Genomic DNA, 16130 nt, shown 5'->3' on the forward strand with positions numbered 1-16130 from the left:
AACCTTATCATACACATTATAGTCAGGGAAGGTCAAATATTAACCCTGCTAAAGTGAAATTAATTAAAATAAAAAAAATAAATTCTTTTTGCATTCTATGGTTGAATTATATGTGATACGTTTGTATAATAGGTAAGGTTATAAGTTTGAAAGTACAGGACACTATTTTGCAGGTATGCTTCAAAAGAGGATTATCTACATCATGCTTTTCGTAAGCCTAGGGTGAGTACTTTTTTTTTGTGTTTTTGCCCTCGTGGTGTAATGGATAACACGTAAGATTCCGGTTCTTGCACTGGGGGTTCGATTCCCTCCGAGGGCGCCATTTTACTGAATATTGATATACTGTAATAGCTCAATCTCCTAATAAGTAGTTTAGCAGCCTGCTTAGTGGGGATAGAGAGGAAAAGTAATGGGAATACTGTCCTAGTTGGCATTATTCCCCTATTTATGCCTTTCAAACCTTCAAGAAAGCAACAACTCCAAATTATTTTTTAGTGAACATACTGTCCGTGAAGGCTAGTAATAGCCGAAAAAAAGAATCCTTTCTGAGGGGATTCTTTTTTTTTGTTTAAATTTATCGAAATTTGACATCGCTTCTATTGTATATATATTAGTTTTAGGTTCGATATCTTGTTATTAATGCTTATTTTTTCTATATAAATGGTTTTACCATTAATTAATATGAAAAAATATTTAGTTTTATGCGAAAAGTTGTTGTGCAAATACTATAATATTAATATAATTGACCTAATAGTCTAACATTTCCGAATTGCGAAAAATAATACGCAGGATGGAAAATTATCGAAATAGGGGGAAATGCAATGAAAAAAACAGCTTGGATGTTACTTATGATGATAGCAGCGCTAACTTTAGCACTTGCAGGATGTGGCACAAAGGACAATGCCTCTTCTGGTAGCACACCTTCAGAAGGTGCGGATGGCAAGAAAGTATATAAAGTAGGTACAGAAGCAACTTTTGCACCGTTTGAATCTGTTGACGATAAAGGGAAAATTGTGGGGATTGATGTCGATATTTTAAAAGCAATTGCTGATGAAATGAATTTCGAAGTAGAGTGGAATAATATTGGTTGGGAACCCGTTTTCCAAACAATTAAAAACGGTGAAACACATATTGGTGCTTCAGGGATTACAATTACAGATGAGCGCAAAGAATCATTCGATTTTACTGAGCCATACTATGAATCTCAATTATTAATTGTTGTGAAAGAAGATTCAAAGATTAAATCATTAGATGAATTAAAAGATAAAAAGGTGTCCGTACAAATTAATGCTACTGGCCATATGGCAGCTAAAAAGCTACAAGGTGAAGCAAGTACAAATATTATGGCTTTTGAAAGTCAGCCAATCGCAATTCAAGAAATGCTAAATGGTAATGTTGATGCAGCTATTGGAGACAATGCGGTAGTATACGAATATATTAAAGCGCATCCAGATCAAAAAATTAAAGTCATTCAAGATGACGCATTCGAAAAAGAATATTATGGCTTTATGGTTCAAAAGGGGAATAAAGAGCTTTTAGATAAATTAAATGAAGGTCTGAAAAAGATTAAAGAAAACGGTAAATTAAAAGAAATTACAGGTACTGATTTCGAATAATATGGTAATGCCACTCGCCAAGCAGTATGCTAGCGACTCATTTAATTGATGTAACTTTAAAGGGGAAATGGGGTTTTCGGATGGACATCTTTGACCTACGCTGGGACATTGTCTGGAACTACCGAGATATGTTTATACGAGGTATTGGCGCAACACTTATTTTGACACTTAGTGGTTATTTTGGCGGTATTCTTTTAGGACTGTTTTTAGGACTAGGGAAATTATCAAGTAAAAAATGGATATATTGGCCATCAAAATTATATGTTGATTTATTCCGCGGAACACCAATGCTTGTTCAAATTTTATTAATACACTTAGCCGTTATTCCAACCATTTTTGGACATTCTTTAGGGTATATGGTTTCAGGGATTACCGCGCTTATTTTAAACTGTGCTGCTTACAATGCAGAAATTTTCCGTGCAGGTATCCAAAGTATTGCAAAGGGGCAAATGGAGGCCGCTCGTTCTCTTGGTCTTACACATAACCAAGCGATGCGTAAGGTTATTTTACCGCAGGCCTTTAGACGCATGATTCCGCCATTAGGGAATGAATTCATAGCATTATTAAAGGATTCCTCACTAGTAACAGTCATCGCTGCACCAGATATTCTATATGCTAGTAAAGTTGTTGCAGGTGCAAGCTTCCGTTTCTGGGAACCGTATATTGTTGCTGCATTACTATATTTAATATTAACGTATGGTGTAACGAAGATTGTTGCATTTATTGAGAAACGATTTAGCAATAGTTATGTCCCTCGTAAGGCAGAAGGGCGGGAAGCAAGATGATAAGAATTGAGAACCTACACAAATATTTTGGTAAGCTAGAAGTATTAAAAGGGATTGATTATGAAATCCAAGAAAAACAAGTTGTATGTGTCATTGGGCCTTCTGGTTCAGGAAAAAGTACTTTTTTACGTTGCATTAATATGCTAGAAGAAGTAACGGACGGTGCTATTTATATTGAAGATGTGAAGATCAATGATCCGAAAACGAATATCAATGAGATTCGAGCAGAGGTGGGAATGGTGTTTCAACAATTTAACTTATTCCCTCATATGAACGTCATCGATAATGTCACGATGGCTCCCATGCAAATTCGTAAAATGAGTCGTCCAGAAGCTGAAGAGCTTGGGCATGAGCTGTTAAAAAAGGTCGGTCTCGACAGTAAAGCCTATAATTATCCTGAACAGCTATCAGGTGGACAACAGCAGCGTGTAGCTATTGCACGTGCGTTAGCAATGAAGCCAAAGGCCATTCTATTTGATGAGCCTACTTCAGCTCTTGATCCTGAAATGGTAAAAGAGGTGTTAGATGTAATGAAAAATCTAGCGGCTGAAGGGATGACAATGATTGTAGTCACACATGAAATGGGCTTTGCTCGTGAGGTTGGTGATCGAGTAGTCTTTATGGATGGTGGCTATATTGTGGAAGAGGGGTTGCCTGAGGAATTATTCGGAAACCCACAAAGTGAACGTACGAAAGCATTTTTAGGAAAAGTATTATAATGAGAAAAGGCAGTCCATGATGAGAATTCATCACCATGGACTGCCTTTTGATTTTTAATGAAGGGGATTAGAGGTTGTATCGTATGCATTAAGCATCGTTTGCATATCTTGTTGAGAGTACTGAGGCACTTGATAATAGCCATGTTTATTTTGGTAAATGGATAATTCATAGGCCATTTCAATGCAGTTGGGAATACTATCAGCAACAACACGACGAACAACAGGGTTTGTCGTTTCTGTTGCAGCAGCCGTCATACATTTTGCTGCTCCCTTTTGAGCGCCTAGTAAGAAACCAGAAATGGCTTCATCATTAATTTCATTAGCGTTTTGCATTGGTTTTTTTGGTTGGCCTGGAGTTAAGCCATATTTAAAGTCATTGCCTGTTTCCATTTGGTAACGTCCCGTAGGAACAGATGGATCATGACCTGTTTTAAAGGACTCAACAATCGTATTATACATACCCAATGTAAAATTATATTGGCGATCCAAAATGCTGAGTAATTCTTGATCCTTTACTTGTGGACGTAAAATGATCGCTTGGTTCATACCAGCGATAATTTCACCAATTGCTTCATGCATGTCCATCATTTCGTGTCCACCATGATTTAGACTATGTTGTTGATTGAAATTTGTTTGATTGGATGATGATTCATTGTAAAACGATTGTGACAAAAAAAACGCCTCCTCATATAATTTTTGATGCAGTATTTAGTATGTCAAGCCAAATGATTTTCATACGGTATAAATGCAAAGGCAAAAATGTAGACTAACAAAAGGAAATGCAAGTCAAGGAGGTTTTAGAAAATGAAGAAATGGTTTGGACCAATTGGGATAATTGTTATCATTCTTATCGTGTTAGCCTTAGTATTGATTCCTAAATATAACAGTTTAGTAACAGCTGAGGAAAATGTAGATTCCAAATGGGCGCAAGTTGAAAACCAGCTCCAACGCCGCTACGATTTAATTCCCAATTTGGTTGAATCTGTGAAAGGGTATGCGAATCACGAGCAACAGATCATTGCGGATATTACTAACGCACGTGCTCAAATGGGCAATGCTAATACTCCTGAACAGCAAGCTGTTGCGAATGATGCTTTATCTGGTGCGCTTAGTCGTTTACTAGTAGTCGTGGAAAACTACCCGAACTTAAAGGCAGATGCAAATTTTCGTCAGTTAATGGATGAGCTTGCTGGCACAGAAAATCGCTTGGCAGTTGCGCGCGAGGATTATAATAATGAAGTACAACAATTTAATAAGCATGTTAAACGCTTTCCTGGCAATTTAATGGCAGGGATGTTTGGATTTGAACAAAAAGAATACTTTAAAGCCGCTGCGGGTGCCGAACAAGCACCGTCTATTGATTTTAGTCAATCGGGTACACAGTGATGAAGCGTTGTATTATACAGCTGCTTATCGTTTGCTCAGTGCTTCTTTTTAGCATGACTATGACGAATGCAGCAATACCTTCACCAATGAAAAATACGTATATCCATGATTTTGCGAATGTCTTATCTTTAGATGTAAAACAGGAGCTAAACCATTATTCAGAGCAATTAGATAAAGGGACAGGTGCTGAAATCATGGTCGTAACCGTTGATAGCCTTCATGGGCAGGAGGCGAAAATGTATGCGACAAAGATGATTCGTTCCTGGGGCATTGGGGACAAAGAGAAAAATAATGGTGTCCTTATACTCGCTACATTTGGACAGGGCGAAGGCCAAAATGATGTGGTGATAGCTGTAGGTCAAGGCTTAGAGGGAGCATTACCAGACGGTAAATTAGGGCGTATTTTAGATAATGCATTTTATCCCTTTGCAAGTGAAGGTGATAATGATCAAGCCTTTCTAGCTACATATGCGGAGGTCTTTCGTACTGTAGCTGAAGAGTATAATTGGAATGGTGAATTACCTGCAGGTGCAAAGGAGGAGGAAGGAATGCCCATCTGGCTCATTATTGTCATCGTTATAATAGTCCTCATTTTTTCTTCTTTTTCAAAAGGCGGAAGAGGCGGACCTCGTGGGAGAGGCTACGGCGGTTATCCTGGTGGCTTTGGTGGCGGACGTTCAGGTGGTGGCGGTTTTGGAGGGTTTGGTGGCGGCTCTTCAGCAGGTGGAGGGGCAAGCCGAAAATTTTAATACTAACGACAAGCGAGCTAATTATTTAGTTCGCTTTTAATATGAAAATATTGACAAAAATACAAATAATGGTATAATTTGAATATATCGACTATCGATATAACGTAAACTGATATAGGGAGGAATCATTTTGAAAAAAAGATTTTTAACTGCATCATTAGCAATTATTTTAACAACTGCTACGGTTATTCCTGCAACATTGCAAGAAGTACGTGCTGCCAATGAAACAAATGTTGTATTAGCACAAGAGGAACATCTTTCAGCACAGGAATTTCTGGATTTAGCAGTAACAGCTTTAACATTCCAGCATGGCTCTGATTCAATGCGTCAACAAATTAAGGATCAATGGGTAAAGGCTGGAGAGATTTCAGACTTAAGCGCTATTATTAAACGTGATCAAGCAGCTAGGATTTTAGTTAGAGCTGCCAATAAAGAAGGAAAAGAAAAGTCACTACCAGAGTATTTAAAGAAGGCCAATAAGCTTGGTTTCTTTAAGGGAGTATCTTCAAGTACAGATTTTATTACGAAACAAGATGCTGGCAAACTCCTTAACAATGTTAAACATATAAAAAATGGTTCCAATAATAAAGGAGTAAAAGAAATTTCTGTGGAAGATTTTATGAAAAATCCAGGGAATTTTGGCTACGAACTTTCCCCTGATGGTAATTACATTACATTTGCCTCTGAATGGGAGAACCGCTCGAATGTATTCGTGAAAAAAATGAATGATAATAGTGAGCCTGTTCGTGTATCAAGCTCAAAGGATCGAGATATTGCAGGTTTTTTCTGGAAGGAGGATGCTTTACTTTATTTGAAAGATAAAGGTGGAGATGAAAACTTCCATATTTATTCTACAACCTTTAACGGTTCTGTGGAAAAAGATTTAACGCCATATCCTAACGTAACGGTAGGAATATTGGATAGCTTACAGGGTGTAAAAGACGAAATTCTTATTATGATGAACAAAGAGGATGCTACTGTTTTTGATGTGTACAAGCTAAATGTAAAGACGGGTAAAACGACTCACGTCGCCAAAAATCCTGGCAATATTACGAACTGGTTAGCAGATCGTAACGGCAATGTACGTGTAGCTGTGGCTACTGATGGGGTGGAAGGTACTGTCCTTTATCGAGATTCAGAAAAGGATGAATTCAGATCATTTATTAAAATCGGTGCTGGGGATGAAGTGATGCCGATAGCTTTCTCGAAGGACAATAAGTTTATTTATGCTACATCCAATAAAGGCCGGGATAAAGTAGAAGTGGTGAAGTATGACTTACAAGGGAAAGAAGAAGTAATCATGTCCAATGATGAAGTGGATGTTTCGGGTGTATTGTATAATGCTGAAAAAGATAAATTATTGTATGGTGCGTATGCTACGGATAAAATCCATTATCAATTCTTTGATAAAAATTTTGAAAAGTTATTTCGTAAAATTCAAAACAAGCTTGGTGTTCAAGAAAGCCAATTGGGCATAAACGATTACAATAAAGAGATGACAAAATTTATTGTAAGTGTATCGAGTGACACCATCTATGGAAAATATTATTACTATGATTCAACAACAGATGAATTAACAGAATTAGCAACATTGAGCCCTTGGTTGAAATCTTCAGAGCTTGCAGAAATGCATCCTATCTCTTATAAGAGTCGTGATGGATTAATTATAAATGGTTATTTAACATTGCCGAAAAATAAAAATGCTAAAGATCTACCTCTTATTGTAAACCCACATGGTGGACCGTGGGCTCGTGATATGTGGGGATTCAATCCAGAAGTACAGCTATTAGCAAATCGTGGCTATGCAGTGCTACAAGTAAACTTCCGTTCCTCGACTGGATATGGGAAGGAATTCCTTCAAGCTGGTAATAAGCAATGGGGCTTGAAAATTCAAGATGATATAACGGATGGCGTTCAATGGGCGATTGACCAGGGTATTGCAGATCCTAAACGTATCGGTATTTACGGTGCTTCATTTGGCGGTTATGCTACATTAGCTGGCATTACGTATACACCAGATTTATATGCGGCAGCAGTTGATTATGTTGGTGTATCTAATATTTTCACACTATTAGATACAATTCCACCATACTGGGAAACTATGCGAGACATTTTTTATGAACGAGTAGGTCATCCAGAGAAAGATAAAGAATTATTAACAGCGGTTTCTCCGGTCTTCCATGCAGATAAAATTAAAACACCTTTATTTGTTGCACAAGGCGCAAATGATCCACGTGTCAACAAAGCGGAATCCGACCAAATTGTCGAAGCTTTACGTGCTAGAGGTGTAGATGTAGAGTATATGTTAAAGGATAATGAGGGCCATGGCTTCGCGAATGAAGAAAACAGAATCGAATTCTATAATGCCATGTTGAAATTCCTTGATCATCATTTAAAATAACATAATAGCCAAAAGGCATTGATGTGCTTGTTATTCGCACTCAATGCCTTTCATTTTTCTAGTAAGCTTTTGAATGAATCCACCACATAGTTTACAATCGTTGTAGCTAGCATTGTCATCGTTCAACGATGAAGAAATAATAGAAACAGGAGGTGCCATCCATGATTGTTCAATTTTTTAGTCGAGCTAATTGTCCATTATGTGTAGAGGGCTTACATACATTAAAGCTTGTACAGGAAGATGTAGCGTTCGATATTGAAATAGTTAATATTGAAGAGGATGATCTCATACACGAAAAATATATGTTAATGATACCTGTAGTAGAAAAGGATGGGGTCGTTATCCAATACGGTAATCTGGATTATGCTACATTGATGGAGTACTTGGGCAGTTAAGTTCTATGTCTTTAAAAAGATAATAACGGCGTAAATCGCTCTATTGTTAGTTGTCATTCATACAATTCACAAATTGTTCAATGAAAGCGGTTTGAATTTGAACAGTTTGTGAAGACCTTCACATTAGTCTTTTATTTTATAAAAATCGGAGTAGAATAGGTATCAAGTAAGACGTTGTTATAAAACAGATAATGAAAAGTATCACAAATTCTAGTGGTTGTTATATTACAAAAGCGATGTGAAGGGAGATTTTACAATGTGGGTTATTACAGTTTTTGAAAAAAAGGACGTTCGTATTTTTGAATTTACAAATAAAAATGAAGCAACAAAAGCTTTAGAAGGATTTAAGAAAAACGCAATTTTATCTTTCACAAAATAAGCAAACCAAAGTCCCGTAGTTAATGACAAAGCTATGGGGCTTTTTTTTTAATCCAAAACTATACAATTACTTGCACTTTCCAAATATGCGTATTATAATAAAATCATAAGTGGGACACAAAATAATATAGTGGGACTTAATTGAACCCACCCCTATTAACAAGGGAGTAGATAAATATGTTCACTATTCCAGAGGCACAGCAAAGGCTACTTCCTGAAATGTATCCGCTTCTGCAATCTAGATATCGTATTTTGCAAGCCGTTCAACTTATGCAACCTATCGGGCGTCGAACACTCGCAGATTCATTGAAAATGACAGAGAGAGAAATTCGTAAAGAAACTGACATTTTACGTGAACAAGGGTTATTAGATTCGCAAAAGTCGGGTATGGTATGTACAGATGATGGTGAAGAAGTCATTGAAAAACTGAGAGCCATCGTTTATGAATGGTCTGGTTTAACCCAGCTTGCAAAATTGCTTGAACATCATTTTGGTATACAACATGTTGTTGTTGTACCAGGTGACTATAGTGAAGACAATACAATCCTAACCTTGCTTGGCAAGGAAGCAGCATTGCAATTTATGTCTACTGCTTTTGATGAACAAGTTGTAGCGGTCACTGGTGGAAAATCAGTTGCCTCTCTAGCTCAATTTTTACATCCATTAGAGGGACAAAAAGATATTACCTTTGTTGCCGCACGCGGAGGAATTGGTCATGAAATGCAAATGCAAGCGAATACGCTTGTTGCAACATTTGCCATGCAGATGGAGGAACAATACCGTACATTATTTTTACCTGAGCATTTAAGTGAGCAAGCATATCAAGCAATGCTAACAGAGCCTATGGTAACTGAAATGATGGCGTATTATGATCGAGCAGATTGCGTGATCCATGGCATTGGATCGGCAGAGGAAATGGCGATTCGACGTAATTCATCTTCTGAGGATTTGCGAATTCTTGAGGAGAAGGGCGCGGTAAGTGAGGCATTTGGTTATTACTTTAATGCCGATGGTGAAATCGTACATCGTATCCGCACGATTGGTATTCAGCTTGAACAGGTAAAAAATAGCCAGCAAGTTATTGCCGTGGCAGCAGGAAAACAAAAGGTCAATGCGATGCTTTCTTATTTTAAAGTAGCGCCAAAGCAAACGATTTTTATTACAGATGAAGCAGCCGCAAAAGCCATTGCCGCTACTTTATCTACTGACAGCCATTTTGATTGATGGGTGTGAGCATTACCATGTCACTCGATCTCAAAAAATGTTGAAGCATTTTTTGAATGAGCATAAAAGCAATTTAACGTCTCTATTTCAATGGAGGCAGAAATTACACATTATTGGAGGAATTAACAATGGCATTAAAATTAGCAATTAATGGATTTGGACGTATTGGACGTTTAGTATTTCGTGAGGCAATGAAGCAAAATGAATTTGAAGTAGTAGCTGTAAACGACTTAACAGACGCAGGTCAGCTTGCACACTTATTGAAATATGATTCAGTCCACGGTATCTATGATGCTGAAGTCAATGCAGATGAAGATTCTTTCGTAGTAAATGGTCAACGTATAAAAGTATATGCTGAAAAAGATCCTTCACAATTACCATGGGGTGAATTAGGAGTAGACGTAGTTCTTGAATGTACTGGTCATTTCCGTTCAGTGGAAGAAGTAGGGAAGCATATTGAAGCAGGAGCTAAAAAAGCAATCCTTTCTGCACCAGCAAAAGGAGAAATGCCTACATTTGTGATGGGTGTTAACCATACAGACTATAACCCAGCAACAGATGATGTTATCTCAAATGCTTCTTGTACAACAAACTGTCTTGCGCCTGTAGCGAAAGTACTTGATGAGAAATTTGGCATTGAACGCGGTATGATGACAACAATCCACTCTTACACAAACGATCAACGAATCTTAGACTTCCCACACTCTGACCCACGTCGTGCACGTGCAGGAGCGGTATCTATGATTCCAACAACAACTGGGGCAGCGGTAGCCGTTTCTAAAGTATTACCACAATTAAAAGGTAAATTAGATGGCTTCTCTATGCGTGTACCAACACCTAACGTATCATGTGTAGACTTAGTTGTAGAATTAAAAGCAGATGTAACGAAAGAAGCAATTAATGCGGTATTAAAAGAAGCATCTGAAAATGAATTAAAAGGCATTTTAGACTACAACGAACTACCATTAGTTTCTATTGATTATAACGGTAACCACCATTCTTCTACTGTTGATGGTCTTTCAACAATGGTATTAGAAAACAAAATGGTGAAGGTTCTAGCTTGGTACGATAACGAAATTGGTTACTCTACTCGCTTAATGGACTTAGCTTTATACATTGCTGAACAAGGGTTAAACAATAAATAAGTATCATATTTCAACATTTTGAGTAAAAAGTGTGACATAATACTGCTTTTTATGCACAAAAAGTATAGCCTTTATAATATCGAATAGATATAATATACAAGGGTAATGGGAGTAAGGGTTAACCCTTACTCCCTTTTTGTCTAAATTCAGCAGGAAATACCCACCTCTATAGGTAATGAGATGAATACACAAATGGCTCTCTTTAATGGAGTGGGTGTCCAAACACCGACTACATCAAGATAATAGCCTAGCGGATGTCACAGATTTTGTTGGGACTCCAACACTAATGCGTAATTCATATATGGTGTTTGCAAGACATAAAAGGGTACTTTTGCTACTATAAAATAAGTATTAGGGTTCATTATCAAAAGTTGGAGAATCATATGCACATTAGATGGTGACCCCGAAAAAGTACCAAGATGACTTTTCGATTTAGGAAGCATGGTGTGGAGCCAAGATGGGTAAAACACAATGATGTAAGACTAAAACAGCTTTGAAGGGAGTTTCTTCATGTTAAATAAGAAGACAATGAAAGATATTGATGTAAAAGGTAAACGCGTTTTTGTACGTGTTGATTTTAATGTTCCAATGGCGGATGGGGCCATTACAGATGAAACACGTATTCGAGCAGCTATTCCAACAATTGAATACTTAGTAGAGCAAGGTGCAAAAGTCATTTTAGCTTCTCATTTAGGTCGTCCAAAGGGTGAAGTAAAAGAGGATATGCGTCTAACAGCAGTTGGTATTCGCTTAGCGGAGCTAATGAGCAAACCAGTTACGAAGCTAGATGAATCTATTGGGCAAGCAGTGGAAGAAGCTGTTGCGAGCATGCAGGATGGAGACATTTTACTTCTTGAAAACGTTCGTTTCCATGCAGGCGAAGAAAAAAATGATCCAGCTTTAGCACAGCAATTTGCTCAGCTAGCAGATATTTATGTCAATGATGCTTTCGGTGCAGCTCACCGTGCACATGCTTCTACAGAAGGAATCGCCAAGCACATTCCTGCAGTATCAGGTTTCCTTATGCAAACGGAATTAGATGTACTTGGTAAAGCGCTATCGAATCCTGAACATCCATTTACAGCGATTATCGGTGGTGCCAAAGTTAAAGATAAAATTGGTGTAATTGAAAGTTTATTAGAAAAAGTAGACCACTTAATTATTGGTGGTGGATTATCATTCACGTTCATTAAGGCACAAGGCTACGATATTGGGAAATCTTTATTAGAAGAAGATAAAATTGAGCTAGCAAAATCATTTATTGAAAAGGCAAAAGCAAAAGGCGTGCAATTACATATGCCAATTGATGCGGTAGTGGCTAATGAATTTTCACAAGATGCGGAAACAAAAGTTGTGGATGTTGATGCTATTCCTGCCGATTGGATGGGGCTAGACATTGGGCCAAAAACAGCAGCTCACTATGCAGAGGTCATTAAAAATTCTAAATTGATTATTTGGAACGGACCAATGGGTGTCTTTGAAATGGATAAATTTGAGAATGGTACAAAAACAGTGGCTGATGCAATGGCAACTACATCCGGTTATACAGTAATCGGTGGTGGTGACTCTGCAGCGGCAGTTGAAAAGTTTGAAGTAGCTACTAAAATGGATCACATTTCTACAGGTGGCGGTGCTTCACTAGAGCTAATGGAAGGTAAAGAGCTTCCAGGAATTGTTGCACTAAACGATAAATAAGCCAAATAAAAAATCGGAGGCAAGACGATGCGTAAACCAATTATTGCAGGTAACTGGAAAATGTTTAAGACATTTGAAGAAGCTATACAATTTGTAGATGCCGTACAGGATAAACTTCCTTCTAATGAGAAAGTAGATGCTGTAATTTGCGCACCAGCACTTTACCTACCTACACTTGTGCAAGTTGCTAGTGAATCAGAGCTAGCTATTGGTGCCCAAACGATGCACTATGAAAATGAAGGTGCCTTTACTGGTGAAATTAGCCCTGCACAGCTAGCAAGTGTGGACGTGGACTATGTTATATTAGGACACTCAGAACGTCGCGAGTACTACAATGAAACAGATGACGCTATTAATAAAAAAGTAGCAGCAGCACTTGCACATAATATTGTACCGATTATATGCTGTGGTGAAACGCTAGAGGAACGAGAAGCGGGAACGACAGAGCAAAAGGTTGCGGGCCAAATTAAAGCGGCACTTGCTGGATTCGAAGCGCAGCAAGTAGAGCATATGGTCATTGCCTATGAACCAATTTGGGCAATCGGTACAGGTAAAACGGCTACAGCCGATGATGCCAATCAAGTTTGCGGAGCGATTCGTTCGGTCGTTGAGGAATTATTTGATGCTGAAACGGCCAATGCAGTTCGCATCCAATACGGTGGCAGCGTTAAGCCTGACAACGTTCATGAGCTTTTATCAAAAGAGCATATTGATGGAGCATTAGTAGGTGGAGCAAGCTTACAACCAGAATCTTATTTAACATTATTGGAGGCGGCAGCAAATGCCTAAAAAGCCAGTAGCTTTAATTATTTTAGATGGCTTTGCATTTCGTGATGAAACATTCGGAAATGCAGTAGCACAGGCTAAAAAGCCAAATTTTGATCGATATTGGAGCCAATTCCCACACGCTACATTAACAGCATCTGGAGAAGCCGTTGGGCTACCAGAAGGACAAATGGGTAATTCCGAGGTGGGTCACTTAAACATTGGTGCTGGTCGTATTGTTTATCAAAGCTTAACACGCTTAAATAAATCGATACGTGAAGGAGACTTCTTTACAAATCAAGCATTTTTAGATGCGGTGGCACATGTGAAAGCTCATAATTCTAAATTGCATATTATGGGGCTGTTATCAGATGGTGGTGTTCATAGTCATTATGAGCATATGTTTGCTCTATTAAAGCTTGCAAAGCAGCAAGATGTAACGGACGTTTTCGTTCATGGCTTCTTAGATGGTCGAGATGTTGGACCTACAACAGCTTTAGACTATATTGAAGAAACTGAAAAACAAATGACTGAAATGGGAGTAGGTCAATTTGCATCTATTCACGGTCGTTACTATGCAATGGACCGCGATAAACGATGGGATCGTGTCGCGCTTACTTATAATGTACTGGTAGATGGCGTTGGTCAAACAGCGGAAAGTGCAAAAAGTGGTGTAGCAGCATCGTATGAGCGTGAAGTGACAGATGAATTTGTCATCCCATTTAGCATTCAAGAGCATGGAGAGCCAGTGGCAACGATTGGTGATAACGATGCAGTCATTTTCTTTAACTTCCGTCCGGACCGTGCTATACAGTTGTCAAAAGTATTCACAAATGAAGGCTTTGATGGTTTTGCAGTATCTGCCAAGCATCCAAAAAACTTGAAATTTGTATCCTTTACTCATTATAGTGATGAAGTTAATGCACAGGTTGCTTATGAAAATGACAACCTGAAAAATACAATCGGTGAAGTGTTAGCGATGAATGGTAAAACACAGCTACGCATTGCCGAAACCGAAAAATATCCACATGTTACTTTCTTTATGAGCGGTGGACGTGAGGAGAAATTCTTAGGTGAAGAACGTTTATTAATCGCATCCCCAAAGGTTGCCACATACGATTTAAAACCTGAAATGTCTGCTTATGAGGTGACAGAAGCCTTACTTGCAGAAATTGAGGCTGAAAAATTTGATGGTATTCTTCTTAACTTTGCCAACCCTGATATGGTAGGTCATAGTGGAATGCTTGAACCAACAATTAAGGCCATTGAAGTAGTGGATGAATGCTTAGGGAAAGTAGTAGATGCGCTTCTTGCAAAAGCTGGTGCAGCTATTATTACAGCTGACCATGGGAACTCTGATGAAGTGGTAACACTAGCTGGGGAGCCTATGACAGCTCATACAACAAATCCTGTTCCAGTAATTGTGACAAAACCAAATGTTGTTTTACGAAATGGTGGTATTTTAGCCGATTTGGCTCCAACCATGTTAGAATTATTACAGGTGTCACAGCCTACTGAAATGACAGGTCAATCATTAATTGAAAAAGAGGAGAATTAATTATGCCATTTATTACACAAGTTTATGCTCGCGAAGTTTTAGATTCACGTGGGAACCCAACAGTAGAGGTTGAAGTATTTACAGAGTCAGGCGCTTTCGGACGCTCAATCGTACCATCAGGTGCATCAACAGGTGAATACGAAGCTGTAGAATTACGCGATGGTGACAACTCTCGTTACCTAGGCAAAGGTGTATTAAAAGCAGTTGAAAATGTTAACACAATTATTGCACAAGAATTAGAAGGTAACTATTCTGTTCTTGACCAAGTTGTCATTGACAAAGCTTTAATAGAGCTTGATGGCACAGAAAATAAAGGCAAGCTAGGTGCTAACGCAATTCTAGGTGTATCCATGGCAGTTGCACATGCTGCGGCAGATTATTTAGATGTACCTCTTTATCAATATCTTGGTGGGTTTAATTCTAAACAATTACCAGTACCAATGATGAACATTTTAAATGGTGGAGCACACGCAGATAACAATGTAGACATTCAAGAATTTATGGTTATGCCTGTCGGTGCAGAATCTTTCCGTCATGCACTACGTATTGGTGCTGAAATTTTCCACCACTTAAAGGCAGTACTAAAAGCTAAAGGCTATAATACAGCAGTAGGTGACGAGGGTGGTTTCGCACCAAACCTTGGCTCTAACGAAGAAGCAATTACAGTCATTTTAGAAGCAATTGAAAAAGCAGGCTACAAACCAGGTGAAGAAGTGAAGCTTGCAATGGATGTAGCTTCATCAGAGCTTTTCAATAAAGAAGATGGTAAATACCACTTAGATGGTGAAGGTGTTGTTAAAACTTCAGAAGAGATGGTTGATTGGTACGAAGAGTTAACAAACAAATACCCAATCATTTCAATTGAAGACGGTTTAGATGAAAATGACTGGGCTGGACACAAGCTATTAACTGAACGTATTGGTAGTCGTGTTCAATTAGTAGGTGATGATTTATTTGTAACAAATACAAAAAAATTATCTGCAGGTATTGAGCAAGGAGTTGGAAATTCAATCCTTATCAAAGTGAACCAAATCGGTACATTAACAGAAACATTTGAAGCGATCGAAATGGCGAAACGTGCAGGCTACACAGCAGTTATCTCTCACCGTTCTGGTGAATCAGAGGATGCAACAATTGCTGATATCGCCGTAGCAACAAATGCAGGCCAAATTAAAACGGGTGCGCCATCACGTACAGACCGCGTAGCTAAATACAACCAACTTCTTCGCATCGAAGATCAACTTGGTTCAACGGCTGAGTACCTTGGTTTAAAATCATTCTATAACTTAAAATAAGCGACTAATACGTATTTCG

At 38.3% G+C, this 16130-nt stretch carries 15 protein-coding genes and 1 tRNA gene; 15 read left to right on the forward strand and 1 reads right to left on the reverse strand.

What is annotated here, in order from left to right; translation table 11 throughout:
- The first annotated feature begins 247 nt into the window (after positions 1-247).
- The 4 genes from C9J29_RS15855 to C9J29_RS15870 all read left to right on the forward strand — a co-directional run bounded on the left by C9J29_RS15855 (position 248) and on the right by C9J29_RS15870 (position 3120).
- A tRNA-Arg gene (locus tag C9J29_RS15855) sits at positions 248-322 on the forward strand.
- A 499-nt stretch (positions 323-821) separates the two neighbouring features.
- Positions 822-1616, forward strand: a complete 795-nt coding sequence (locus tag C9J29_RS15860) for a basic amino acid ABC transporter substrate-binding protein (protein WP_089986253.1) — start codon at positions 822-824, stop codon at positions 1614-1616.
- 80 nt (positions 1617-1696) lie between these two features.
- Entirely contained in the window at positions 1697-2401 is a 705-nt protein-coding gene (locus tag C9J29_RS15865) for an amino acid ABC transporter permease (RefSeq protein ID WP_107922410.1), read from the forward strand.
- Positions 2398-3120, forward strand: a complete 723-nt coding sequence (locus C9J29_RS15870; protein ID WP_008173232.1) for an amino acid ABC transporter ATP-binding protein — start codon at positions 2398-2400, stop codon at positions 3118-3120. The genes C9J29_RS15865 and C9J29_RS15870 overlap by 4 nt, the downstream gene beginning before the upstream one ends.
- A gap of 54 nt (positions 3121-3174) precedes the next feature.
- On the opposite strand, the gene C9J29_RS15875 is transcribed toward C9J29_RS15870, so the two are convergent.
- Positions 3175-3792, reverse strand: coding sequence for a spore coat protein (locus tag C9J29_RS15875; RefSeq protein WP_008173231.1), 618 nt, complete (start codon positions 3790-3792; stop codon positions 3175-3177).
- A gap of 132 nt (positions 3793-3924) precedes the next feature.
- Here C9J29_RS15875 and C9J29_RS15880 point away from each other — a divergent pair, with 132 nt between their 5' ends.
- The 11 genes from C9J29_RS15880 (at position 3925) to eno (ending at position 16111) form a co-directional block, all read left to right on the forward strand.
- A complete protein-coding gene (locus C9J29_RS15880; protein WP_089986252.1) occupies positions 3925-4506 on the forward strand; it encodes a LemA family protein in 582 nt (193 codons plus the stop codon).
- Positions 4506-5255: a TPM domain-containing protein gene (locus C9J29_RS15885; protein ID WP_107922411.1), complete on the forward strand. Its 750-nt coding sequence runs from the start codon at positions 4506-4508 to the stop codon at positions 5253-5255. Before C9J29_RS15880 ends, C9J29_RS15885 begins: the two co-directional genes overlap by 1 nt.
- Positions 5256-5385: 130 nt before the next feature.
- Complete coding sequence (locus tag C9J29_RS15890) at positions 5386-7656, forward strand: S9 family peptidase (RefSeq protein ID WP_107922412.1); 2271 nt, start codon at positions 5386-5388, stop codon at positions 7654-7656.
- A 161-nt stretch (positions 7657-7817) separates the two neighbouring features.
- Positions 7818-8051 (forward strand): glutaredoxin family protein, encoded by a 234-nt coding sequence (locus tag C9J29_RS15895; protein WP_008173221.1) that lies wholly within the window; start codon positions 7818-7820, stop codon positions 8049-8051.
- Positions 8052-8307: 256 nt separating this feature from the next.
- Entirely contained in the window at positions 8308-8430 is a 123-nt protein-coding gene (locus C9J29_RS24970) for a hypothetical protein (RefSeq protein WP_255250346.1), read from the forward strand.
- A gap of 176 nt (positions 8431-8606) precedes the next feature.
- Entirely contained in the window at positions 8607-9653 is a 1047-nt protein-coding gene (locus C9J29_RS15900) for a sugar-binding transcriptional regulator (RefSeq protein ID WP_089986249.1), read from the forward strand.
- A gap of 128 nt (positions 9654-9781) precedes the next feature.
- Complete coding sequence (gap, locus tag C9J29_RS15905) at positions 9782-10798, forward strand: type I glyceraldehyde-3-phosphate dehydrogenase (protein ID WP_090003053.1); 1017 nt, start codon at positions 9782-9784, stop codon at positions 10796-10798.
- 510 nt (positions 10799-11308) lie between these two features.
- A complete protein-coding gene (locus C9J29_RS15910) occupies positions 11309-12493 on the forward strand; it encodes a phosphoglycerate kinase (protein WP_089986247.1) in 1185 nt (394 codons plus the stop codon).
- A 27-nt stretch (positions 12494-12520) separates the two neighbouring features.
- Positions 12521-13282 carry a triose-phosphate isomerase gene (tpiA, locus tag C9J29_RS15915; RefSeq protein WP_107922413.1) on the forward strand — a complete coding sequence of 254 codons (762 nt, stop codon included), beginning with the start codon at positions 12521-12523 and terminating at the stop codon, positions 13280-13282.
- Complete coding sequence (gene gpmI, locus C9J29_RS15920; protein WP_107922414.1) at positions 13275-14816, forward strand: 2,3-bisphosphoglycerate-independent phosphoglycerate mutase; 1542 nt, start codon at positions 13275-13277, stop codon at positions 14814-14816. Before tpiA ends, gpmI begins: the two co-directional genes overlap by 8 nt.
- Before the next feature lie 2 nt (positions 14817-14818).
- Positions 14819-16111, forward strand: a complete 1293-nt coding sequence (eno, locus tag C9J29_RS15925) for a phosphopyruvate hydratase (RefSeq protein ID WP_069482559.1) — start codon at positions 14819-14821, stop codon at positions 16109-16111.
- Positions 16112-16130 lie beyond the last annotated feature (19 nt).

This window comes from Lysinibacillus fusiformis, assembly GCF_003049525.1.
GTDB classification, from domain to species: domain Bacteria; phylum Bacillota; class Bacilli; order Bacillales_A; family Planococcaceae; genus Lysinibacillus; species Lysinibacillus fusiformis.